Here is a 21,239-nt window from a genome sequence, read left to right as displayed (position 1 = left end):
TCCGTGTCTTCGTGGTGTCTGTGGTTGGCCATCCAATATCCTTGAGCGTGTCTGTGGGGAGGGCTTCAAGGGCGCGCAGGTTCTGTCTGCGACGCCATGCGGTCTGCAGTGCCAACACACGCTCGGAAAGCCGGGGCAGCAACCTGTGGGTGAATAGCCTAACCCTTGAAGGGACTGGGCTTTGGTGAACGATCGTCGTCATTTTGAAACTCCTTTCATGCTCTTTATTCTGCTTCGACATCGCTGGTATGCGCTTTGGATATCCATCAATCAATTGAATGATTTTCATGTCATTGATGACGAAAACTTATGTATTCCGCATGTCAAATCCGGCGGCCTTCTGGTCCGGTTCCGGCTTCGTTTTTGAGGATGCGAGATTGTTGACATTCAATCAAACGAAATGATATCCATCTATCGATCAGAAAAATTGAAGGCATGTGCCATGACAGTTTCCTTCCGCCAGCCTCTGCCCCTCTTGGACAATGACATCCTGCGAACGTTTGTTGCCATTGCAGAAACAGGCAATTTTTCGACTGCCGCCGAGGTGGTGTTCCGAACCCCGTCAGCCGTGTCCATGCAAATCAAGAAGCTGGAAGAGCAGCTCAAGACCACCTTGTTTTTGCGTGACGCGCGTTCAGTCACATTGACAGCTCATGGCGAGACGCTGCTGACCTACGCGCGGCGCATGATCGCTTTGTCCAATGAGGCGGTCGCCCGTTTTGTCATGCCTGAGCTGTCGGGCGTAGTGCGCCTTGGTGCGCCGGAGGACATTGGAGAGCGTGGGCTGCTGCCCGGCATCCTCAAGCGCTTTGCCGATGCGTTTCCGGCCATCATGGTGGACGTGGTTATTGATTCCAGTTCGCAGCTTTACCGGCGCATGGACGAGCAGCGGCTGGACATTGCGCTCGTCAACTGCGCGTCGCTGCCACTTCGCACCACCGGTGAGGTTTTGATGCGCGAACGCCTCGTCTGGGCCGGCGCCAAATGCGGTACGGCACATTTACGCGATCCCATTCCCATTTCGATATGGGAAGATGGCTGCATCTGGCGCTCCGAAGCCACGTCATCGCTCGAAAAGCAGAACCGTCCCTATCGGGTGGCTTACCTCAGCGGCCATACGATGGCGCAGAAGGCCGCCATCGAGGCTGATCTGGCGGTCGCCCCACTGCCGCGTTCCTATGTGCAGAACAACATGGTGATCCTGGGTGAAAAGGACGGCATGCCGGAGCTTGGCTGCTTTGATATTCGCCTCATCGTTGCCGACAAACCCACGCGTCCCGTGCAGGCGGTTGCCGACAGCATTCGCAATGCGTTCAAGGATATTGCGCAGCCCGTTTGACACGATGCATTTTTTTTGAAGCACTACGGAACCGCTTTGACTTACCTGCGTTTTCAGCGCGCTAATTAGATTGTCTTTTGCGCCCATGCGCAGATTTTAAGGGGAGTTTCCATATGTCCACACGTTTCTTCGCAACCACTGCCGCTGTTCTTATCGCTCTGGCATCCCTGACTTCCTGCGGCAACACGATCCGCGGCGTTGGCAAGGATGTGGCAGGCACTGTAGATGGCACACAGGCTGCTGGAAAGAGCGTGGATCGCGCAGCGCGGCGTTAAGCGACGCCATAGCCAAGCCTCTATATTTCAGATGAAAGCCGACGATATATCGTCGGCTTTTTTTGTTTGACGGTTTGAAAAGACAGTCTCGCTGTGAAAGACATATTCTCGTCGTTATCAGGCGATCTGTCCTCCTGTCAGACAATGACGACTGTTGACGGGGCACAATGCGCAAACTGATCCGATATTTGCTGGCGGCTTTGTTACCGACGAGCGCCAGCGCGACGTCCTTGCCAGACTTTTGCCAGGCACTTGAGCACATGGGCGGGCGCTATACCGTGTGCAGTTTCGACCCCGCGAAGAGCGACATCCGGCTTTACCATTGGGATTATGTCACGTCGAAACCCTATGGCTCGTTCGAGGCTCTGTCGTCGGCGCTTTGGCGTCAACATAGCTTCGTTACCTTCGCCATGAATGCCGGGATGTACCACAGAGACCTGTCGCCGGTTGGCCTTTTCGTCGATCATGGCGTGGAGACCGCACCCATCAGTACCGGGGGCGGGTGGGGCAATTTTCATATGCAGCCGAACGGCGTCTTCTTTATGGACGGCAAAAAGGCGGGCGTTTTGGAAACAAGCGCCTACCTCAACGCCAACATGTCCCCGGATTTTGCCACCCAGTCTGGCCCCATGCTGGTGATCGATGGAAAGCTCCATCCGCGATTTCTGCCCGAAAGCGATAGTCTGAACACGCGCAACGGCGTCGGGATATCAGCAGACGGCTTGGTGCATTTCGCGATATCGGAAAATCCGGTGCGGTTTTATGATTTCGCGACCCTGTTCCGCGACAAGCTGCACACGGCCAATGCGCTTTATTTCGATGGCAGCATTTCCAGCGTCGACATTCCCGCTGCAAAACGCCGCGACGGCTGGTCTGACCTGGGGCCAATCGTTGCAGTTGTCGAGCGTGTGCCGGACTAGGGTAATTGCCTTAAAGTCGCGCCTTTGGATAGGCTTTTTCCAAACCGCCGGATTTCGTGAGGCCGGTGCGGAATGCCGTAAACGCTGCGTGCTGGCTGCTCTTGGACACCTCGTGCAGGCGGATCTGCAAACGCGCTGGCGCGCTCTCGCCGAACCATTCGCCGCATTTTTCCAGCTTCAGAGAGTTGAGGAAGCGTGCTTGTGCCTGTTTGTCGAGAAACAGACGCAGACCTTCCAACAGGTTTTCGTCCTGCACTGCGTTTTCCAGAAGCAGCGTCAGCCAGGCCTGATCTTCCGCGCCCCAGTTCGAGATTTTCGTTGCGACCGTGTCACGGTCAGGAAAAGAAGATGGGGTCGCCTGCATTGTGTCACCGCTCCAGCTTTTGATTTTTGCCGGATAGTCCAGTTGCGCAGCCGGTTCAATATGACGGAGGCAGGTTCGGCGTAAAAGCCTCTATTTCGGTGGGCTTATACACAGCTGGGTGTTCGTTGGTGAACCAAATCTGCTCAAATTTACACTTTGGACCAAATTGAGACAGGAAGACTTGAGGTGGTGTCTCGAAACGAACGGATAAGCCATTGTTTTTTATTACACCTATGCGCGGGGTGAATAGCAGGTCGCCAGATTCGCCTTCCTTTAGCCGTTTTTTGCATTTGCGTTTGTCACAAGTTTTTAATAAATGCTTCACGCACTGGCCGACGTATGAACGGCTTGAGAGTAACACGCTGGAGTAATCATGGACGAAACCGCACAGAAATCCTGCTGGGCCGTAACAATTCGCGCACTTGCAGGTTTTGCCGCCTTTCTCGCATTGACCTACGTATTTGGTAGCCCGTAACAATCTCTCATAGACAATTTTGACTTTTCAGCACGGTTCCCCACAGGACCGTGCTGTTTTCGTTTTTGAGGCACTCATGTCGCGGTCAGCGTAGTTCATGCCCATTTTGATATGGCGCATTTTTCCAGTTCGGATAGACTGAGTTCATAAGTCTATACATAGGGCAGGCAGATATGTTTCTTTCGGTTTTCGACGTGTTCAAGATCGGGATTGGCCCGTCCAGTTCCCATACGATGGGACCGATGTCTGCCGCGAATAGATTTCTCGAAACCCTTCTGTCCGACGATTGGCCGCGACCCTCGAACGCCGTGGTGTCTGCCATCAAGGTCAGTCTGCATGGCTCTCTCGCCTTCACCGGCATCGGCCACGGCTCTGGACGTGCTGTTGTGCTGGGTCTGATAGGCGAACAGCCTGATCAGGTCGATCCCGATGCCATGGACGGCTTGATCGCCACTGTCGAATCGACGGGTCGCGTTTCGCCTCCCGGCCACCCGACCTATGCCTTCCGACCTACCGAAGACCTTGTGTTCGACAAGAAGAACCCGCTGCCGGGCCATGCCAACGGCATGAGTTTTTCCGCCTATGACAATCAGGGCCGTATGCTGCTCAAGCGCATCTACTATTCCGTCGGCGGCGGTTTCGTTGTCACCGATACCGAGCTTGACGCGATGCGTCAGCGCGGCAAGACCATCGATACCGGCCCGAGGGTTCCCTATCCCTTTGCCACCGCCAAGGCGATGCTGGAAATGGCCGAGCGGTCGGGGCGCACCATCGCCCAGATGAAGCGTGCCAATGAAGAAACGGTCATGACCCGCCAGGAACTGGACGACAGGCTCGACGTGATCTGGGAAGCGATGAACGGCTGCATCGAGCGCGGGCTGAAGGGCGAGGGCATCATGCCTGGTGGCCTCAAGGTCAAGCGCCGCGCGCGCTCCATCCATGACAAGTTGAATGCGGAATGGCGCAGCAACCGGCTCAATCCCCTTCTGGCCAATGATTGGCTGAGCGTCTATGCGATGGCGGTCAACGAGGAGAACGCGTCCGGCGGTCGCGTCGTCACGGCGCCCACCAACGGTGCAGCGGGTGTGATACCCGCGACGGTCAAATATTTCCGCCATTTCCACGAGGATGCGAGCGTGGAGGATATCAGGGACTTCCTACTGACGGCTGCGGCCATTGGCGGCATCATCAAGCACAACGCGTCTATCTCGGGCGCCGAAGTCGGCTGTCAGGGGGAGGTCGGTTCCGCTGCGGCCATGGCGGCTGCGGGTCTGGCCGCTGTGATGGGTGGTTCCCCGGCGCAGGTGGAGAACGCTGCCGAAATTGCGTTGGAGCACCACCTTGGCATGACGTGCGACCCGATCGCCGGTCTGGTTCAGGTGCCGTGCATCGAGCGTAATGCCCTTGGTGCGGTCAAGGCCGTCACTGCGGCATCTCTCGCGCTAAAAGGTGATGGCTCCCATTTCGTGCCTTTGGATGCCTGTATCGAAACCATGCGCCAGACCGGCAACGACATGAGCGAGAAATACAAGGAGACCTCGACGGGTGGCCTTGCTGTGAATGTCGTGGAATGTTGATCCGCGCTGACCAGCTTTGCCGTTTAGGCGCTTGACGCAGGGCCTGAAACCGCATTCATAGCGGCATGTCTCTACATCTCATCAAGCTCTGTGTTGGCGCCGACACGATCGAGGATTTGCGCGGGTGGGTCTCCCAGCGGTCTCTTCTGGCCATAGCGGCGGGCATGGAGCCACACAGTGTTCACACCACCCGTATGTTCCCAAAACGGACAGAAGAGCTGCTGGATGGTGGCTCGCTCTACTGGGTCATCAAGGGCCAGGTTCAGGCGCGCCAGAAAATTCTTGATATCAAGTCCTTCAAGGACGACGACGGCATCAGCCGCTGCGATCTCGTGCTGGGGCCGGAGGTCATCGAAACGTCGCCTGCACCGAAGCGGCCATTTCAGGGCTGGCGGTATTTGAAAAACGAGGAAGCCCCACGCGATCTGGGTGGCGGCGATCTATCGGACGAGATGCCCTCCGATCTCCGCCGGGAACTGGCCGAACTCGGACTTCTCTAGAACAAATGTCCCCTGATAAATTCCGGGCAAAAAAAAGCCGGTTCCGGGGCGGGGAACCGGCTCATGGCGCGATCACATCAATAACTGGGTGACGTGATCGTCCAATCGAAAGACACGGTCGCGGGGAGACCGCTCGTCTTTTAATCCTTGATCGCTGCAACAGCGTTGACGGCGCGGCCATCCTGTATCTTGACCCAACGGCCAGGGTTGTTGCTGTCCTGACGCTTCAGGTAGGTGTATTCGGTCTCAGACCAGTCGATGACCTTGTTGCGAAGATTGTCGAGAATGAAATCGCCACGGTCTGTGCGCACGGTCAAGACCGCATGGCCCGCGCCGTTTGGCTGCAAAACGACTGTGATCAGCAGGTCTGAGGCAGAGATGCCCTTGTTCATCAGCATCTTGCGCTTCAACAGAACGTAGTCTTCGCAATCGCCAGCGGTTGTCGGGTAAGCCCAGCGCTCTTCAACGCCATAGACTTCCATATCCGTCATCGGGGTGATCGTCGTGTTGGCGGTGTAGTTGACGTCCAGGATCATCTGCCAGTTCTGTTCCGTCAGTTTCAGAGGGCCACGGTCCGCAGATGTCGGCTGGCACTCGCTCTGATACGTCTGACAGAATTCGTAATGACCAATCGGTGGATTGGCCTTGCCCATGATGCGCATGCCAGCGGCTGGCGAAGCGTGAGCCTGTGTCGAAAACGCGCCGAAGATGATTGCTGCAATCAAGAAACCGAAACGGTTGATGTTTTTCATTTTTTTGTCTCCCCGTTGTGAGGAGAACAATGCCAGCGATATTTTGAGCGCTCGGAAATAACGGTGCTCAAATTCGACGCAAAATTTAGGCAAAACAGAGCTTTATTTTAACTCTACTTGATAGGAAATCGATTCAAATTTTATCGTTCCATTCAGGATTTTCAGTCTGATTATCTTGTAAGTCATTGAAATCAATAAGTTCAGGAACGTGGTCGGTTAACGTGATGAGCCCTTCGGGACAGATATGGTTTATTTAAACCCTTCTTTGACTATACTCCAGCCACCAAAATGCGTACGAAAAGACCTGAAAAGCAATTTTTACGCGTAAATTTCCACCTATGAGGGTTATGAAATCGCTATTTGCGGCGGATTATTTCGTTCTTTTTTTGATTTTTTTCGAATTTTCCCGAGACGCTTCAGGTTTCGAAGCTACGGCCTACCCAGTAGGCCGGTCGCTCCCCGGAAACGGCGCCGGTCGCGACCGGGAATTTGCGCACAAAAAAACCGGCAGACGCGAGGTGCGTTGCCGGTTGCGATCGGTCATTTGGACGGTCTAGAGAAATTCGATCAGTGCATCGCGTGACTGTACGGAATCGAATTCAACGGCCACACCTTCCATGAAGTGGCGAACGATGCGGCCGGACATGTTGCCGAGACGCACGTCAGTTCCGAGTGCGGGGCGGATCTCGAGTTCCACCGCAGCACCGGACAGCGAAAGGTCGATGATGCGGCAGGGTACGGTGGTGCCATCGCTGAATGTCAGGTCGGCGCTTGGGTGGCGCGGCGTCAGACGGTCGTGGCGTCGGTCTTCCGGCAGACCCAGTGCCTGGCGCTTGGCAATCCAGGCCAATTGCGCCGCCAGCTTTTCGCGCTTTCGCTCGGTCGCCATGATCGAGATGGTGAAACCATCCGCCGTCAGCGCCTGAACGATGCCTTCGATCCGGCCGATATGTTGAAGATAGGCAATGATGCGGTCGCCGTTGCGTGGACGCACGAAGCAGGTAATGCGTGCCGTCTCCGCCGTCATCTCATTGGCGGTGCAGTCATACTCTTCGTGTGAGGGCACCATCAGTCGTCCCGTCAGCCCCACAGTCACGACTTCGGCGGCAGGCGTTTCCGCAGGCCGGGCGGCAAAGGCGACAGTTGTTGAGCGGGATGAAAACATGAGCTTTACTACGGGTTCGCGATGATCTTCATCCTTTACATGGCCCGAGTTAACAGACCGTTCCCCTGGCCACCGTGAATACTTGCACAAGGTCTCATATTGAGACGCTGCCACAAGACGTGGTTCCGTGGCTCACCGCGTTGGAGAGAAGTCGCGGAAACTGCGGCTCCAGCAGGCGGCTGCGCGTCAGTGACAGTGGCTGGAACGGCTGGCCAAAATCGGCCAATGGCGGATCCGAAACCAGAGCGCCCAACAGGCGGGCCGGAAAATGCGGTTCGGCTTGCAACGGCAAAAGCAGCATTTCGAATTCCTGGCGCAGATGGCCGCTTTCGCTTTCGGCTTCGATGTCGAACAGAACAGGCAACTCGTTCTGCATCACGCCGCTGGCGATGCGGCAGGCATCTCCAGCCTGATCCGCTTGCCACAGAGCCGAAAACGCAGTCTCGCGCAGTTCTTGCCCGAACAGATTATAAAGACGTGTTCCCGTCAGCCGAAAAATGGGTGAACCATCGTTGCTGGCGGTCAGCACGAACAGGTCTGGAAGCAGGTGGCGTATGTGTGAGGGATCGATCTCGCTTCTCGACGGCGCGATGCGGTTTCCCCGCAGCGCGTCCCAATAGGCGTAAATATCGATACTCGTGTTCGTCTTCATGACTTCAATCTCCGTGCCCGCGGGATATCTGTGTCTTTTCGATACAAACATCGCCTTCATTTGCGGTGGTAAGAGAAGACGAAGCGATTTCCGTGCCAGGCCGCTTGTCCGTGAACGCCAAGGCGTGTTTGGCCTCGGTCAATCATCTGTCTCGACAGCGCTTCTTTTTCCCGTATCGTTCCTATATTGCTCGCAGGAGACAACGCGGAACGGCTTGCGAAGAGGTTTTCATTCATGACGCATCACGACAGTGACCCATCGGAAACCGAAGAGGTCCATCAGCCGCCACCGCCGCAGAAAACCCCGGTTTTCAACCTGCCTGGTGTTCTCATCGCCATTCTCGGTGTGTTGGTCGCCGTCCATGTCATCTCGACATATCTTCTGTCTGAAGACGCCTATGGCTGGTTCATCTACACCTTCGGCTTCATCCCGCTTCGTTATGCCGTGCCATTGTCGCAGCAGGGTCTGGAACTGTTTTGGACGCCGGTCACCTATTCGTTTTTGCATGGCGGTATCGAGCACATTCTGTTCAATGGTCTGTGGCTGATGGCCTTTGGTGCCCCCGTTCTGCGCCGTATCGGCACATTGCGTTTCATTTTGCTCTGGTGCGTGTCTTCAGCCGTTGCCGCCTTCGGACATGCTTTTCTCAATTGGGGCGATGTCACGGTTCTCATCGGCGCATCCGGCGTCGTTTCCGCGCTCATGGGGGCCGCATGCCGGTTTGCCTTTCCCTCCAATGGCGCCCGCTATCACCCCGCCATTGGTCACAGACTGCCGCGCCAAGGCATTGTCCAGTCGCTCACCAATCGCACGGTTCTCATCTTCACTCTCATGTGGCTTTTCGGCAATGTGCTGATTGCCGTCGGTATTCCGCTTTTCGGAGATGTCGGCGGCGAGGTGGCCTGGGATGCCCATATCTTCGGTTTTCTGCTTGGCTTCCTCTTCTTTGCGCTGTTCGATCGCAAGGACGCCGTACGCGCCTGAGCCTGGGAATTCACTCAATCGATTGAACCCTCTATGTCCGTGGAAACATATTGCTTTCCACGGACCGCTGGCGCACCATTGCCGCCGTAGGGAACCGCGCCTGTGGAGGAGACACGGCGCATGTTTCAACATCCCTGTCACTGCGGAGGAAAATATGCCGATATTTGTGAAAGAACTTCTCGATCTCAAAGGCCGCGATGTCATAACCGTCAGGCCGGATCTGTCACTCGGGGAGGCGGCGGTTACCCTGCACGAAAACCGCATCGGCGCTGTCGTGATCACCGATGATAATGGCGCGATCCTCGGCATCTTTACAGAGCGTGATATCGTCAAGGCCATCGCTACGCACGCCTCCGCAGCGCTTGAGGCCAAGGTTTCCGAGGTGATGACCAAAAACGTCACCCGTTGTCACGAGGGCTCCAGCACAGACGATTTGATGGAGTTGATGACCGGCGGTCGTTTTCGCCATCTTCCAGTGGAAGCCGATGGCCGCCTCGTCGGCATCATTTCGATCGGTGACGTGGTGAAGGCCCGGATCGGCGAAATTGAAGCAGAAGCCGAGCATATCAAGGCTTATATTGCCGGGTAGAACACGCAACGGACACACCCCGCTGTATGGATCAGCGCTGGAAAACCTGCTGCATTCTCTGCAATTCCGGAATACGCGAGCGTGTTTCCTCGTAGCCGCGCTCGATGGATTCGGCAGCGCGGTGAAATTCTGAGAGCCCAATATGGTTGATGCGCGGGTGCAGCGTCAGATCCGGTGGGTCGCCGGCAAGGCGCGAACGCGAAATTCGGTCCTGAATGATGTTGAACGCCTGCACCATGACACCTGGCAATCCAACGCGTGACGATGGGTCGACGGTGGGCTTGCGGCTCGTGTCGGCGCTGCCTGTGCCAGCGCCATGCTTGACCACGGCCGAGCGGCCGAAAATATCGTAGTTCAGATTGACGGCGACCACCAGCGTCTGCTCATAGGCCCGGCAGACGGAAACAGGGACAGGGTTGACCAGTGCGCCATCGATCAGAGTTCTGCCATTGCACCGTACCGGCTCGAAGATGCCGGGCAGGGCGTAGGAGGCGCGCAACGCCGTGATCAGGTCGCCCTGATGCACCCACACTTCGTGACCTGTCTTCAGTTCGGTGGCAACGGCGATGAAGGGGTGCTCGAGATCCTCGATGGTGAGCCCTACCAGATGTTCCTGCATCCGCTTCGTCAGCCGCATGCCGCCGAATAGTCCGCCGCCACCAATCGTCAGGTCCAGGAGGCCGGCAATGCGACGCAATGTCAGCGATCGGGCAAAATCTTCCAGTTCGTCCAGCTTGCCCGCCAGGTAGCATCCGCCCACCAGCGCGCCGATGGAGGTGCCTGCGATCATCCCGATCTTGACGCCCGCTTCGTCCAGTGCACGCAGAACGCCGATATGCGCCCATCCGCGCGCCGCGCCACCGCCGAGGGCAAGTGCGATGCGGCCAGGAGGAACCGAAGGAACAGGAGAGGGGGCTGGTTGCGCGATCTTTTCCAAAGACGTCACCGCCGCCGGATTATCGCGGTTCAAACCCCATCCCAACATCGGCGTCACTCCCAAGCAAATCTACGAAATCGTAATCTACCCGGGGACTTCCTATAATATTCGTAACAAAATGAGACGAAATGAAAAATTAGTCTTGGCGGGAGGGCTCTGAGGCGTAGGTCGTAGCGGGATCGAAGTGGCGTTTATCGTCCGTGATGGTTGTCACGGCTTCGCCATTCTCCAGCGTCACCGTGCGATAGAAGCAGGAGCGACGGCCTGTGTGGCAAGTGGCATCGTGGCCCGCGACCGAGACTTTGAGCCAAATCGCATCCTGATCGCAATCGGTGCGCATTTCGCGCACGGTCTGGAGATTGCCGGAGGTTTCGCCCTTCTTCCAGATTGTGTCGCGCGAGCGGCTGTAATAATGCGCGATGCCGGTTTCCAGCGTCAGCTCTAGGGCTTGCGCATTCATATGCGCGACCATCAACAGTTCCCCGTCTTTCACATCCGTCACGACGGCTGTCACGAGGCCATGAGAATCGAATTTCGGGGTGAAGGCACCGGCTGCCTCAAGTTCTTTTTTATCGCCAGAAGCGGGCGGAAATGTCATCGCCATGGGAACCTCGGCTGTAAGTTGGGAGTGGTAGCCGTGGGAAGACGACCCTCAGCAGGAACGATTTCGGGCGGTGAAACAATGGTTCAGCCGCCCGGATCGAAACCGGCATTAGCGATTGTAGACCATGGACATGAAACGGGCCTGCTGGGCCGCTTCTGCCTTGAAGGTGCCGGTAAAGCTCGTCGTCAGCGTGGTAGAGCCCTGCTTCTGGACGCCGCGCATGGACATGCACATATGTTCGGCATCGATCATCACGGCCACGCCGCGTGGCTTGAGCTTGCTTTCGATAGCGTTGGCGATTTGCGCCGTCATCGTTTCCTGCGTCTGCAAACGGCGACCAAAGATTTCGACGACGCGGGCGATCTTGGAAAGACCGAGGACGCGGCCTTCCGGCAGGTAAGCGACATGCGCTTTGCCGATGATCGGAACCATGTGGTGTTCACAGTGGGAATAGAAGGGAATGTCACGCACCAGAATAATGTCGTCGTAACCGCCGACTTCTTCAAATGTCGTGCCCAGCACGTCGTTAGCATCCAGCGCATAGCCGCTGAACAGTTCGCGGTAGGATTTCGCGACGCGCTTAGGCGTGTCGAGCAGGCCTTCGCGGTCGGGATTGTCGCCCGCCCAGCGCAGCAAAACGCGCACGGCATCTTCAGCTTCGGCCTGCGTAGGGCGCACGGCGGTGACACCGTCCTGAGCACCCGCACCGGGGAAATTCTTCACGATTGCATCCATCTTTTGATCTCCGATGCAGTTCAAGGCCGCATCTGAATATGGGTTACGGCTCTATTTACGACGCGCCGCGCGTGCTATCTGGTTGTTTCCAGGCAATAATGCAAGCCTGTCGTCATGAATTTGGCATGCGATAAATGACCACACCTTGATGACGCGGGTGTCTCATAACATATAAAGATGACAAGTGGCAGAAAAGTGCTGCCTTGGTTGACGCGGTGTTTGAAAAACCAATCCTGCCCACACGGATAAGTACATGGACGATATCTACAACAACCGCATTCTGGAGTTTGCAGGAAATATTCCGCTCACCGGCGAGATGCCGGATGCGGACGCCAGCGCTCAGAAACACTCCAAGCTGTGTGGCTCCAAGGTCAAGGTTTACGTGAAGCTCGGCGAAGGTGTTGTCACGGATTTCTCCCACGAGGTCCGCGCCTGCGCTCTGGGTCAGGCATCTTCATCCATCATGGCCCTTCATGTCGTAGGCGCTACGAGCGATGAAATCCGAACGGCGCGCGCCGACATGCTTGCCATGCTGACGGCGGGCGGTGAGGGACCGGGCGGCAGGTTCGAGGACATGCGGGTGTTGAAACCGGTGAAGGACTACAAGGCGCGCCACGCCTCCACGATGCTCACATTCGACGCGATCTGCGACTGTCTCGACCAGATCGAGACCGAGCAGCGCCTTCCGGCTTAAGCCGTGTGCAACGAGCCCAACTGCCAGCATCCAGACAAAACGCCGAGAACCCGTAACTGGTCCGGTCCGTTTCCCAAAACGCCCGGTCGTCTTCTCGGCATGGGCCTCATCCGCTTCTACCAGCTTGCTTTTTCTGGCTTTGTCGGCAACTCCTGCCGTCACATTCCAACCTGCTCCGAATATGGATACGAGGCCTTCGCCCGCCACGGCTTCTGGGCCGGTGGCTGGTTGACCCTGTTCCGCGTCGCTCGCTGTGGACCCGGTGGCACCAGCGGGCTCGATCCCGTCGCGGAAAAGCTGGACGCACGGCAGAAGTGGTATTTGCCATGGCGGTATTTTCGGTCTCATTCCGGTCAGCAATGAGCCTTTACCCATCTCGCGAACGCGTTTAAACAGTCGCCTCGGTCAATCACGATCGATCGACCGATTTTACATGAAACCACCCGCATTCGTTGGCGGGACTGGACAGGAGAATTATGATGTCAGACGCCGTTTCCCTTACATTTCCCGATGGCTCCGTTCGCCAATATGCCCAAGGCACGACTGGCCGCGATGTTGCCGAATCCATTTCCAAGTCGCTTGCAAAGAAGGCCGTCGCCATTGCGCTGGATGGCACCGTGCGCGACCTTTCCGACACGATCGTTGATGGCAAGATCGAAATCGTCACCCGCGATGATAAACGTGCGCTGGAACTGATCCGCCACGATGCCGCGCATGTGATGGCCGAAGCCGTGCAGGAACTCTGGCCCGGTACGCAGGTCACCATCGGCCCCGTCATCGAGAACGGCTTCTATTATGACTTCGCCAAGAGCGAGCCCTTCACGCCTGACGATCTGCCGAAGATCGAAAAGAAGATGAAGGAAATCATTGGTCGCTCGAAGCCCTTCACGCGCGAAATCTGGTCGCGTGAGAAAGCCAGGCAAGTTTTTGCCGCGAAGGGTGAGAACTACAAGATCGAACTGATCGATGCCATTCCCGAAGGCCAAGACCTGAAGATCTATTATCAGGGTGACTGGTTCGACCTCTGCCGTGGCCCGCACATGGCCAACACAGGACAGATCGGCACGGCCTTCAAGCTGATGAAGGTCGCCGGTGCCTATTGGCGTGGCGATAGCAACAACCCGATGCTGACCCGCATTTACGGCACCGCATGGGCCACGCAGGAAGAGCTGGATCAGTATCTCCACATCCTGGCCGAAGCCGAAAAGCGCGATCACCGCAAGCTCGGTCGTGAGATGGACCTGTTCCATTTCCAGGAGGAAGGCCCGGGCGTTGTCTTCTGGCACGGCAAGGGCTGGCGCATGTTCCAGACCCTGACGGCCTATATGCGCCGCCAGCTGGAAGGCACCTATCAGGAGGTCAATGCACCGCAGGTGCTGGATGCTTCCTTGTGGGAAACCTCCGGTCACTGGGGCTGGTATCAGGAAAACATGTTCGCCGTGAAATCGGCCTATGCGTTCACCCACCCGAAGGATGAGGAAGCGGATAACCGCGTTTTTGCGCTGAAGCCGATGAACTGCCCTGGTCACGTTCAAATCTTCAAGCATGGGTTGAAGTCTTACCGAGAACTACCTGTTCGCCTTGCGGAATTTGGCAACGTTCACCGTTACGAGGCATCCGGGGCGCTGCATGGCCTGATGCGCGTTCGCGGCTTCACGCAGGATGACGCGCACGTCTTCTGCACGGAAGAGCAGATGGCGGCGGAATGCCTGCGGATCAACGATCTCATCCTGTCGGTCTACAAGGACTTCGGTTTCGACGAAATCGTCGTCAAGCTGTCCACGCGCCCTGAAAAGCGTGTCGGCTCCGATCAGGTCTGGGATCGCGCCGAAAGCGTGATGACCGATGTGCTGAAATCCATCGAAGCCCAGTCCGAAGGCCGCATCAAGACCGATATTCTGCCGGGCGAGGGTGCGTTCTACGGTCCGAAGTTCGAGTACACGCTGAAGGATGCCATTGGCCGTGAATGGCAGTGCGGCACGACGCAGGTGGACTTCAATCTGCCGGAACGCTTCGGTGCCTTCTATATCGATCAAGCCTCTGAAAAGCGCCAGCCGGTGATGATACACCGCGCCATCTGCGGCTCGATGGAGCGGTTCCTCGGCATTCTCATCGAGAACTTCGCCGGGCACATGCCGCTGTGGTTCGCCCCGCAACAGGTCGTGGTGGCAACGATAACCTCGGACGCCGATGATTATGGTCGCGAAGTCGCCGAAGCGCTACGCGACGCGGGTCTGTCGGTCGAAACCGATTTCCGCAACGAGAAGATCAACTACAAGGTCCGCGAACACTCGGTCACCAAGGTCCCGGTCATCATCGTCTGCGGCAAGAAGGAAGCCGAAGAGCGCACCGTCAACATCCGCCGCCTAGGCTCGCAGGCGCAGACCTCGTATGCGCTGGACGAGGCGATCGCCAATCTGGTGGATGAGGCGACACCGCCAGACGTGAAGCGCAAGCGTGCGGCAAAGGCTGCCAAGGCCGCAAAGGTTAACTGATCATAATGATAACGGCGCCTCTGGCGCCGTTATCATTATGTGCTTCTGCAAATGCTGACGAGAGCTATGTTCACTAAAAACGATTTTTCTCATATTAGAAGCGAAGAGGATTTCCTAAGACTTCAATCTTTGGCAGCAGATTTTGCTCGCCCGTTAAAAGATATAGTCGCCGCGGAGATTGATCGCGGAAATAAAATTGTTGATGTGGGCAAGGACTACCCTGATAAAGGCTCTGTGCACGTTACCTTGCGAGACAGATTTGATGAGAAATATGCGTCAAAAGACGCTGTATTTTCCCTATGCAACGATCCGCACTACTGGCACGCTGATTACGCGACAGCTACATTCCCTCGGCATCTATTGATTTGCTGATTACCAGTCGGTCCGTGTCACTCGAAATCACCCGTCGTCTCTTCCGGGGCCTGATCCTTCATCAACACTTCGACATCTGAGTCGTTGCCCGCTGCCACCTTGAAGCTGCGCTGGTAGACCTTGTCCTTATTGCGGGCGATGGCTGTGTATTCGCCGTCGGCCAGAACCATCGTGGAGAAGGCACTGACGCTTTCGTTGACAAGGTCACCGGAGCCTGTGAGCACCGACCAGGCGGTATCGGCAATCGCTTCGCCACCGTGTTCCGATACCAGCTTCAGCGTTACCTGTGCGGCACGGTGCTGAAGCGTCGCTTCGGTCAGCTTGCCAGCCTCGACCTGAATGTCGGCGCGGACGACCGCGTTGACGCCGCCATATTCGGAGACGACATGGTAGGTCCCGGCGTTGAGCCTCACGATGGTGTTGGGTTTGACATCGGACATCACCAGACGGCGTTCACCATCCTCTTGCGTGTCCGGTGAATAGATTGAAAATTTGAGTTGGCCTGGCGAAATCCGTTTGTCGGTTCCCGCCACGGCGTTCAATACGAAGCCACCGGCATCGAGAATCAGCACCTGCTTGTCGATCTTGCCACTGGAGGGAACGCTGACCTTCTTGGTCACGCCTGCACGTCCGAACGACACATTGACGAAGTAGTCACCAGGCGTCAGATGGAATTCCGCCGGGCCTCCATCCGAACTCGCCAACATCGGCAACTTCCCGTCCGGGCCGGGTATGGGGCTGAACACGCGCCATGCGAGCCCTTCCATCATCGGCTCACCGTCATTGGTCAGCTTGGCTTCCATGGTGATGTCGCGGGAGTTGGATTGTGCCGCGTCGGGGGCGGCGGGTGCCGTGAAAGCGTTGAGCTTTGGCATCTTCTGCGTTCCGCCAAGCTGTTTGAAATCCTTGAAGGCGTCCTGCGAGAATGCGGCACCACTCGGCAAGACGGCCGAAACGACCGCCACACAAACACTTGCCGCAATTTTGATGGATGTCATTACGCTCAACCGGATTGACTTCTTGTTTTTCTGGGACCACTTCAAACGCAATGCCGTGGCGATTTCAAGGCCCTTGAATTGATATGTACGACAATGGAACGGTTCTGACATGAAAGACAATATCACCCTCATCGATTACCTGAATATACGCCGGTCCACGCCAGCGCCGCAACTGACCGAGCCCGGCCCGGATCGCGCCGAAATCGAAGAGATATTGCGCCTGACCGTCCGCGTTCCCGATCACGGCAAGATCGCGCCATGGCGCTTCATCGTCTACCGGGGCGAAGAGCGCAAGAGGCTGGGCGACGCCGCCTTGAAGCGCGCACTCGAAAAAACACCTGACCTCGGCGCCGAACATCAGGAGGTCGAGCGCACCCGCTTCACCCGCGCACCTCTCGTCATCGCCGTTGTCAGCACGTCTGCGCCGCATGTCAAAATTCCCGAATGGGAGCAGGTTATGTCTGCCGGTGCGGTTTGCCTCAACATGCTGTTTGCGGCCAATGCCAAGGGCTATGCGGCAAACTGGTTGACGGAATGGGTGTCGTACGATGAGGCACTCTTCCCCGCGCTGGGCGTGAATTCGGGCGAGAAGATCGCGGGCTTCATCCACATCGGGTCAACGACATTTCCGCCGGTGGAACGCCCGCGTCCGCAACTCTCTGAGGTGGTGACATGGGTGGGCGAAGCCTGATGTTTTACACCACCGATACCAACCAGCACGGCCTGTCGCATGATCCGTTCAAGGCCATTGTCGCGCCACGGCCTATCGGCTGGATCGGGTCCAAGGGAGAAGACGGCTCGCTCAATCTTGCGCCTTATTCTTTCTTCAATGCGGTCGCGGATGCGCCCAAGCTCATCATGTTTTCGTCCAGCGGCCATAAGCACAGCGTGCGCAATGTCGAGGAAAGTGGTGTGTTTACCGCCAATCTCGTCAGCCGTCACCTTGTGGACAAGATGAACGCATCCTCTGCGCCCGTCGCGTATGGTGTCAACGAATTCGAGCTTGCCGGGCTCACGCCCAAGCAAGGTAAACTTGTCGATGCGCCCTATGTCGCGGAGGCCTATGCCGCTCTGGAGTGTCGCGTCACGCAGATCATGCGCCCCGTGGGTATGGATGGCTTGGAGGCCGATTCCTGGATCGTCTTCGGGCAGGTCGTCGGCATTCATCTGGACGAAGCGGTCATCGACAACGGCCGTATAGACATGGCGCGGGCACGCCCTGTCGCACGCATGGGCTACATGGATTATTGCGATGGCGGCGTGGACGTCTTCCAGCTCAAGCGGCCCGGTTCGTGAGATGCGTCTTTCCGGATTGTTAAAAGATATGGTGAACCAATCGTAAACCTTTTGCTCCTAGTGTTGGTACTGTAGGGGCAGGGGTCGGATTCGCACACGGATCGCGCCTGTTCCAAACCAGTCGGAATTGTCTGTTTTTGGGGCGCAGGGTGATCGTACAAGCATTTCTTCGTTGGTCGGAAAAAGCTGGATCGCGTGATCGCACCAAGGCGGCCAGCGTACTTGCGCAGGCTTATCTGCAATCCCGCCTGCCGCAGGATCGTTACGATAGCGCCTATGACGCGATGACCTATCTGCTGGATGATCCGTCGCCGAAGGTGCGCCTCGCTCTTGCAGAACAATTGGCCTATGCGCCGGATGCACCCCGCGCCATCGTTTTCGCGCTTGCGGACGACCAGCCCGAAATCGCCTGCCTCGTCATTATCCATTCGCCCGTGCTGCGTGAAACCGATCTGGTCGATCTGGCTGGCAACGGCACGGCCATGACACGCGCCATGATTGCCGCACGCCCCTACCTTGCGGCGGGTGCTTGTGCAGCACTGGCCGAACTCGCGGGTGTTCTCGAACTCTCCATTCTCCTGGAAAATCACAGCGCCTGCATCACGCCGTTCACTCTGCGGCGGATTGCCGAGCGGTATCTGGACGACGCCGAAATCCGCGATCTTCTGCTGCAGCATGACGATCTGCCCGCCGATGTGCGCTATGGCATGGTCGGTCATATCGGTGCCGCGTTGGCCGCATGCGATCTCGTCTGCAACGTCATCCCCGCGGGTCGTCTTCAAAGTGTCATTCGGGATGCGTCCGACGCTGCGACCGTTATGATTGCAGGCGATGTCGCCAGTGAAGACATGCCGATGATGGTCGAACATCTTCGTGAACAGGCGGGGCTCACACCTGCATTTCTGATGAGTGCGTTGTGTTCCGGTAAACTCGATTTCTTTGCCGAATCGATCTCCAATCTGTCCGGTCTCGACAGCCATCGCGTGCGCTCCATTCTGGCCACGGGACGACATCATGCGCTGAAGGCCATGTTCCAATCGACAGGTCTCTTCGGTGCGGTCCTGGACATCTTCATGGAGGCGACGCTTCTGTGGCGGAATGCTGCGGATACGCCCTACGGGAATCCCGTCACGGACCTTTCGTCGGGCTTAATGGCAAAATTCGCGGATGTGGACGGCGATGCTGCCATGCGCGAATTGCTGCATATGGTGGAAAAACTGCAAATGGTGCAACAGCGCAATCGCGCCCGGGCCCTGGCAAGCGGCATGGTCGCGCAGGCGGCGTAGACCTATTTTGCAAAACGCCTTGCGATCCAGGAATAGCTGTCTTCCACCATTCGCACTGGCTTGCCCAACACTTCCTTGACGCCTTCGGTGGACGGCAAAATTCTGCGCACGCGGGTGATGGCGCGTTGAGTGAGCGTCTGCTCTTCTTCCGTGTCCAGCGGAGCTTGTGTCGTGGATGCATCCGGCGTCTGACCGTCGGCTTTGGCGATGTCGTCTTTGGGCGCGTCTGGCGTCTGGCACACGGCGACCACGACCGGATAGGAGGCGTTGGCAAAATTGCCCAGCTGTTTTTCCGATTCGGCATCGCACAGTTCTATGCTCGTCCAGCGTTGCTGCATGGTCGCAATATGTTGGCAGTCGGTTGCGGTATCGTCGCAGCCGAGAATGGTCATCAAAACAAGCGCGGTTCTCATTGTCGCTCTGTTGCCTCTGAAAGGAGAATTGTCTAACAGCGACGATCTAGCGGAATTGCAGTCTTATTGCGACGTGACGTCCCGCATTCGCAAAAATAAACGGAAACCAGCATGCCAGTTGCCATCACCTTGGAAAGTCCCCGCCAGCCGGAGATCCTTCGCCTTCTCGATCTGTCCGACGCCTATGCCGCGTCGCTCTATCCGCCGGAAAGCAACCATCTGGTCGATATCGCCACTCTGGAGAAGCCGAACGTTTCATTCTTTGCGGCACGTCATGATGGCGAGATCGTTGGTTGCTGCGCTCTTGTCGAAGCCGGTGACGGCACAGCGGAAATCAAGCGTATGTTTGTCGACCCAAAAGCGCGCGGCCTGAGAATCGGCAAGCTGATGCTGGATGCGTTGGTCGAACTCGGACACGAACGCGGGGTGACCGCGATCCGCCTGGAAACGGGCATCAGCCAGCCGGCAGCGATCGGACTTTATCATGAGGCGGGCTTCGTCGATATCGAGCCGTTCCCGCCTTACAAGCCGGACCCGCTTAGCCTGTTCATGGAGCTGAAACTTCAAGCGGCGGTCTACGAGGCCGTCTTTCGCAGCGGCGCCGCGTGATCGATTTCCGGTCCTGGCGGCACCACTTCGTCCTCGATGGCGGAGAGCTCCACTTCGCGCACCCATTCGCGCCACACGGCAACGAGTAGGGCCATCAGGACAGGGCCGATGAACAGGCCGAGGAAACCCATTGTCTTCACGCCGCCGATCAGACCGAAGAAGGTTGGCAGGAAGGGCAACTTGATCGGACCGCCGACCAAGCGCGGGCGGATGGTCTTGTCCACGATGAAAAGCTCGATCGAGCCCCATGCCAGAAGCGCGATGCCCGCGGTTATGGAACCGCTGGCCATGAGGTAGACGGACACGAGCGTGAACGACAATGGCGCGCCACCGGGGATCAGCGCCATGACGCCGGTGAGGACGCCGAGGGTGACAGGCGAGGGGACGCCTGCGATCCAATAGGCCACGCCCAGAATGATGCCTTCGCCAATCGCGATCAGCGTCATGCCAGTCACGGTGGAGCTGATCGTAGCCGGAACGACGCGGGAAATCCGCTCCCACCGCGTGGGCAGAATGCGCTCTCCGATAAGGTCGATCTGGCGCGCGAAGCCGACGCCGTTGCGGTAGACGAAAAAAAGCGCGATCAGCATGAAAAGCAGTGTCAGGATCAGATGGAATGCGCCATTGCCGGCGGCGACGATGGCGCGGTAGATGTTGCCGATATTCGCACCGCTGACCAACTGGATGACCTCGCCAATGGCGCCAGGCGTGCCGATATAACGGACCCACTGCTCGCTCATCCACAGGCCGACGCCGGGCAGGGCAGCAATCCATTCTGGTACGGGCGCGCCCACCTTGTTGGCCTCGACGGCCCAGCCGAACCATTCGCGGATTTCGCTTCCGGTATAGGAGGCTGCAATGAAGATCGGGACGATCAGGAAGGTGATGATGAGCAGCAGCGCAAGGGTGGCACCCACGGTATTGTTACCGCCCACGCGCCGCAAAAGTTCACGATAGACGGGCCAACTGGCGAAGCCGATGACCAATGCTGCCAGCACGGGAACGAGGAAGCCGTAGAAAAAGTATATACCGGCGGCGACAATGAGAACCAGAAGCCAGCGTGCGGCCGAGATGGATGGCACGAGCGCGGTGCGCGCATGTGCTGCCGGACCGAGCCAGCGCGGCTCTGCTGGCTTTCTGGGCGTGTCAATTTTGCTCAAAATCGCGTCTCTTTCACTTCCCCGACCGGATGTTGTTCTGACACCATT

The 21,239-nt window shown here is 57.3% G+C and carries 25 protein-coding genes; 15 read left to right on the top strand and 10 right to left on the bottom strand.

Annotated elements, in window-relative coordinates; all coding sequences use genetic code 11:
- Nucleotides 1-400: 400 nt before the first annotated feature.
- The 3 genes from RMR21_RS08665 to RMR21_RS08655 all read left to right on the top strand — a co-directional run bounded on the left by RMR21_RS08665 (nt 401) and on the right by RMR21_RS08655 (nt 2,534).
- The gene (locus RMR21_RS08665) at nt 401-1,339 is read left to right on the top strand and encodes a LysR family transcriptional regulator (protein ID WP_498667538.1); all 939 of its coding nucleotides are present in this window, start codon (nt 401-403) and stop codon (nt 1,337-1,339) included.
- A gap of 113 nt (nt 1,340-1,452) precedes the next feature.
- Complete coding sequence (locus tag RMR21_RS08660; RefSeq protein ID WP_498667537.1) at nt 1,453-1,614, top strand: entericidin domain-containing protein; 162 nt, start codon at nt 1,453-1,455, stop codon at nt 1,612-1,614.
- 167 nt (nt 1,615-1,781) lie between these two features.
- The gene (locus RMR21_RS08655; RefSeq protein ID WP_498667536.1) at nt 1,782-2,534 is read left to right on the top strand and encodes a phosphodiester glycosidase family protein; all 753 of its coding nucleotides are present in this window, start codon (nt 1,782-1,784) and stop codon (nt 2,532-2,534) included.
- A gap of 10 nt (nt 2,535-2,544) precedes the next feature.
- Here the strand turns inward: RMR21_RS08655 and RMR21_RS08650 are convergent, their stop codons facing one another.
- The gene (locus RMR21_RS08650; protein ID WP_498667535.1) at nt 2,545-2,898 is read right to left on the bottom strand and encodes a hypothetical protein; all 354 of its coding nucleotides are present in this window, start codon (nt 2,896-2,898) and stop codon (nt 2,545-2,547) included.
- 648 nt (nt 2,899-3,546) lie between these two features.
- Between RMR21_RS08650 and RMR21_RS08645 the strand changes: the two genes are divergently transcribed.
- Nucleotides 3,547-4,950, top strand: coding sequence for an L-serine ammonia-lyase (locus RMR21_RS08645; protein ID WP_498667534.1), 1,404 nt, complete (start codon nt 3,547-3,549; stop codon nt 4,948-4,950).
- A 65-nt stretch (nt 4,951-5,015) separates the two neighbouring features.
- Nucleotides 5,016-5,450, top strand: a complete 435-nt coding sequence (locus RMR21_RS08640; RefSeq protein ID WP_498667533.1) for a DUF1489 family protein — start codon at nt 5,016-5,018, stop codon at nt 5,448-5,450.
- 140 nt (nt 5,451-5,590) lie between these two features.
- Here RMR21_RS08640 and RMR21_RS08635 read toward each other — a convergent pair whose 3' ends face one another.
- The 3 genes from RMR21_RS08635 to RMR21_RS08625 form a co-directional block, all read right to left on the bottom strand.
- The gene (locus tag RMR21_RS08635; RefSeq protein ID WP_498667531.1) at nt 5,591-6,202 is read right to left on the bottom strand and encodes a transglutaminase-like cysteine peptidase; all 612 of its coding nucleotides are present in this window, start codon (nt 6,200-6,202) and stop codon (nt 5,591-5,593) included.
- 553 nt (nt 6,203-6,755) lie between these two features.
- Complete coding sequence (locus tag RMR21_RS08630) at nt 6,756-7,367, bottom strand: PilZ domain-containing protein (protein WP_498667529.1); 612 nt, start codon at nt 7,365-7,367, stop codon at nt 6,756-6,758.
- Nucleotides 7,368-7,461: 94 nt separating this feature from the next.
- Nucleotides 7,462-8,019 (bottom strand): PAS domain-containing protein, encoded by a 558-nt coding sequence (locus tag RMR21_RS08625; RefSeq protein ID WP_498667527.1) that lies wholly within the window; start codon nt 8,017-8,019, stop codon nt 7,462-7,464.
- A gap of 234 nt (nt 8,020-8,253) precedes the next feature.
- On the opposite strand from RMR21_RS08625, the gene RMR21_RS08620 reads away from it, so the two are divergent.
- A complete protein-coding gene (locus tag RMR21_RS08620; RefSeq protein ID WP_498667526.1) occupies nt 8,254-9,003 on the top strand; it encodes a rhomboid family intramembrane serine protease in 750 nt (249 codons plus the stop codon).
- 154 nt (nt 9,004-9,157) lie between these two features.
- The gene (locus tag RMR21_RS08615) at nt 9,158-9,592 is read left to right on the top strand and encodes a CBS domain-containing protein (protein WP_498667525.1); all 435 of its coding nucleotides are present in this window, start codon (nt 9,158-9,160) and stop codon (nt 9,590-9,592) included.
- A gap of 31 nt (nt 9,593-9,623) precedes the next feature.
- Here RMR21_RS08615 and RMR21_RS08610 read toward each other — a convergent pair whose 3' ends face one another.
- The 3 genes from RMR21_RS08610 to folE all read right to left on the bottom strand — a co-directional run bounded on the left by RMR21_RS08610 (nt 9,624) and on the right by folE (nt 11,868).
- Nucleotides 9,624-10,577: a patatin-like phospholipase family protein gene (locus RMR21_RS08610; protein ID WP_498667524.1), complete on the bottom strand. Its 954-nt coding sequence runs from the start codon at nt 10,575-10,577 to the stop codon at nt 9,624-9,626.
- Nucleotides 10,578-10,665: 88 nt separating this feature from the next.
- A complete protein-coding gene (gene hisI, locus RMR21_RS08605) occupies nt 10,666-11,133 on the bottom strand; it encodes a phosphoribosyl-AMP cyclohydrolase (protein ID WP_498667523.1) in 468 nt (155 codons plus the stop codon).
- Nucleotides 11,134-11,241: 108 nt separating this feature from the next.
- Nucleotides 11,242-11,868 carry a GTP cyclohydrolase I FolE gene (gene folE, locus RMR21_RS08600; RefSeq protein WP_498667522.1) on the bottom strand — a complete coding sequence of 209 codons (627 nt, stop codon included), beginning with the start codon at nt 11,866-11,868 and terminating at the stop codon, nt 11,242-11,244.
- A 253-nt stretch (nt 11,869-12,121) separates the two neighbouring features.
- Here folE and RMR21_RS08595 point away from each other — a divergent pair, with 253 nt between their 5' ends.
- The 4 genes from RMR21_RS08595 to RMR21_RS08580 all read left to right on the top strand — a co-directional run bounded on the left by RMR21_RS08595 (nt 12,122) and on the right by RMR21_RS08580 (nt 15,429).
- Nucleotides 12,122-12,562, top strand: coding sequence for an iron-sulfur cluster assembly scaffold protein (locus tag RMR21_RS08595; RefSeq protein WP_498667521.1), 441 nt, complete (start codon nt 12,122-12,124; stop codon nt 12,560-12,562).
- 3 nt (nt 12,563-12,565) lie between these two features.
- Complete coding sequence (gene yidD / locus RMR21_RS08590; protein ID WP_498667520.1) at nt 12,566-12,925, top strand: membrane protein insertion efficiency factor YidD; 360 nt, start codon at nt 12,566-12,568, stop codon at nt 12,923-12,925.
- A gap of 116 nt (nt 12,926-13,041) precedes the next feature.
- The gene (gene thrS / locus RMR21_RS08585) at nt 13,042-15,057 is read left to right on the top strand and encodes a threonine--tRNA ligase (protein WP_498670117.1); all 2,016 of its coding nucleotides are present in this window, start codon (nt 13,042-13,044) and stop codon (nt 15,055-15,057) included.
- A 66-nt stretch (nt 15,058-15,123) separates the two neighbouring features.
- Nucleotides 15,124-15,429, top strand: coding sequence for a hypothetical protein (locus RMR21_RS08580; RefSeq protein ID WP_498667519.1), 306 nt, complete (start codon nt 15,124-15,126; stop codon nt 15,427-15,429).
- 17 nt (nt 15,430-15,446) lie between these two features.
- Here RMR21_RS08580 and RMR21_RS08575 read toward each other — a convergent pair whose 3' ends face one another.
- On the bottom strand, nt 15,447-16,427 hold the full coding sequence (locus RMR21_RS08575) for an RgsD C-terminal domain-containing protein (RefSeq protein ID WP_498667517.1): 981 nt from the start codon (nt 16,425-16,427) through the stop codon (nt 15,447-15,449).
- Nucleotides 16,428-16,536: 109 nt separating this feature from the next.
- Here RMR21_RS08575 and RMR21_RS08570 point away from each other — a divergent pair, with 109 nt between their 5' ends.
- From RMR21_RS08570 to RMR21_RS08560, 3 genes are all read left to right on the top strand, one after another.
- Nucleotides 16,537-17,118 (top strand): nitroreductase family protein, encoded by a 582-nt coding sequence (locus RMR21_RS08570; protein ID WP_498667516.1) that lies wholly within the window; start codon nt 16,537-16,539, stop codon nt 17,116-17,118.
- A complete protein-coding gene (locus RMR21_RS08565) occupies nt 17,118-17,723 on the top strand; it encodes a flavin reductase family protein (RefSeq protein WP_498670116.1) in 606 nt (201 codons plus the stop codon). The genes RMR21_RS08570 and RMR21_RS08565 overlap by 1 nt, the downstream gene beginning before the upstream one ends.
- A gap of 149 nt (nt 17,724-17,872) precedes the next feature.
- Entirely contained in the window at nt 17,873-19,009 is a 1,137-nt protein-coding gene (locus RMR21_RS08560) for a DUF2336 domain-containing protein (protein ID WP_498667514.1), read from the top strand.
- A 2-nt stretch (nt 19,010-19,011) separates the two neighbouring features.
- Here RMR21_RS08560 and RMR21_RS08555 read toward each other — a convergent pair whose 3' ends face one another.
- Complete coding sequence (locus tag RMR21_RS08555; RefSeq protein ID WP_498667513.1) at nt 19,012-19,422, bottom strand: hypothetical protein; 411 nt, start codon at nt 19,420-19,422, stop codon at nt 19,012-19,014.
- Nucleotides 19,423-19,533: 111 nt separating this feature from the next.
- On the opposite strand from RMR21_RS08555, the gene RMR21_RS08550 reads away from it, so the two are divergent.
- The gene (locus tag RMR21_RS08550; protein WP_498667512.1) at nt 19,534-20,031 is read left to right on the top strand and encodes a GNAT family N-acetyltransferase; all 498 of its coding nucleotides are present in this window, start codon (nt 19,534-19,536) and stop codon (nt 20,029-20,031) included.
- Here RMR21_RS08550 and RMR21_RS08545 read toward each other — a convergent pair.
- Nucleotides 19,998-21,191 (bottom strand): AI-2E family transporter, encoded by a 1,194-nt coding sequence (locus RMR21_RS08545; protein ID WP_498667511.1) that lies wholly within the window; start codon nt 21,189-21,191, stop codon nt 19,998-20,000. The two genes, RMR21_RS08550 and RMR21_RS08545, sit on opposite strands and share 34 nt — an antisense overlap.
- Between the last annotated feature and the right edge of the window lie 48 nt (nt 21,192-21,239).

It is taken from the genome of Agrobacterium sp. rho-8.1, from assembly GCF_033957725.1.
GTDB lineage: Bacteria > Pseudomonadota > Alphaproteobacteria > Rhizobiales > Rhizobiaceae > Agrobacterium.
Note: the sequence above shows the minus strand (reverse complement) of the source record. Positions and strands in the feature narration are given on the sequence as shown.